The following is a 1,507-nucleotide window of genomic DNA, read 5'->3' on the forward strand; positions in this document are numbered from 1 at the left end:
TTATTAAATAACAGGACTCGTGTTTTTTAGAAAATCTCATTACCTTTCAAACAACTTCATTGTATAAAAATAAAAAAGAGCCGCAATTATTTGCGCCTCTTTTAAAATTATAACTATTTAACGACCACGTCTTTGCTGACCTTGCTTTGTACTACTTTTTTTATTACTTGGCTTATTAAATGATCGGTTGTTATCATTTCTCGAACTATTTCTTGAATCGTTTCTTGGACCACCTTTTGAACCACTTCTTGAACCTTCACGGCTATCTCTTTGACGATATTGACCTGATTTCTTTGGAGCCGGCTTTTGTACCGGTTTTCCATTTTCATCTACATTTTTTATCATCGGTTGTTCGATTATTTGTCTTTGTATTGGTGCACCAAGCGTTTTTTCAATTTCTTCTAAATGTTTTTCATCTTTCGCTGCAACGAACGTAATTGCAAGACCTGATCCACCTGCACGTCCTGTTCGGCCAATGCGGTGAATATAACTTTCTACATCTTCAGGGATATCAAAATTAAATACGTGCGTTACACCATCTACATCAAGTCCACGAGCTGCTACATCAGTCGCAATTAAGTACTGAATTTTAGCTTCGCGGAAACTCTTCATGACTCTTTCACGTTTCGCTTGAGGTATATCACCATGAAGTTCAGCACAATTATAACCTAGTCCTTTTAAATTATCATACAGCTTACTTACTCTAACCTTTGTACGACAGAAAATAACTGCTAAAAATGGCTGATCACGATCCATAACAAAACGAAGTGCATCTGGCTTTGCACGATCTGTCGTCTCAATGACACGCTGCTCAATTGTATCTACCGTTACTTCTTCACTTTGTACTTGAATCATTTGCGGCTCTTCCATATAACGTTTCGCCAATTTTTTAATATCTTTTGGCATCGTTGCTGAGAATAACATCGTTTGTTTACTATCAGGTGTCTCATCTAAAATATCTTCAATATCATATAAGAATCCGAAATAAAGCATTTGATCTGCTTCATCTAGTACAATCGTTGAAAGATTACTTAAATCAATTGTTTCACGTCGTATATGATCTAATAATCGTCCTGGTGTCGCTACAACAATATGTGTATTACCTTTTAATTTTCTCAATTGTTGTGCTACATCTTGTCCGCCATATATCGCTAGTACATTAATATCTTCTCTTTGAACAAGCATTTTTTTAATTTCAGTTGTAATTTGCAGTGCTAGTTCCCTTGTTGGTGCAACAATTAAAGCCTGAACATCACTAGACTCTGGATCGATTTTTTCTAAAATCGGTAACACGAATGCTAACGTTTTACCCGTTCCTGTTTTCGCCTGCCCAATAACATCTTTACCTGACATAATAACAGGAATTGCCTTCTCCTGAATCGGTGTTGCTTCTGTAATTCCATTTTCACGTAATGTATGATTAAAAGTTTCACTAATTCCTAATTCTAAAAAGTTTTTCAAATAGACCACTTCTTTTCCTTATTTTTCACATTAGCTTTCATTGTAC

Annotated in this window: 1 protein-coding gene; it reads right to left on the reverse strand. The window is 35.5% G+C overall.

Annotated elements, in window-relative coordinates:
• Positions 1-117: 117 nt before the first annotated feature.
• Positions 118-1,470, reverse strand: a complete 1,353-nt coding sequence (locus AB3X49_RS22800) for a DEAD/DEAH box helicase (protein ID WP_367964919.1) — start codon at positions 1,468-1,470, stop codon at positions 118-120.
• Positions 1,471-1,507: the final 37 nt, after the last annotated feature.

The organism is Bacillus sp. C30 (assembly GCF_040838255.1).
Classification (GTDB): Bacteria; Bacillota; Bacilli; order Bacillales; family Bacillaceae_G; genus Bacillus_A; species Bacillus_A mycoides.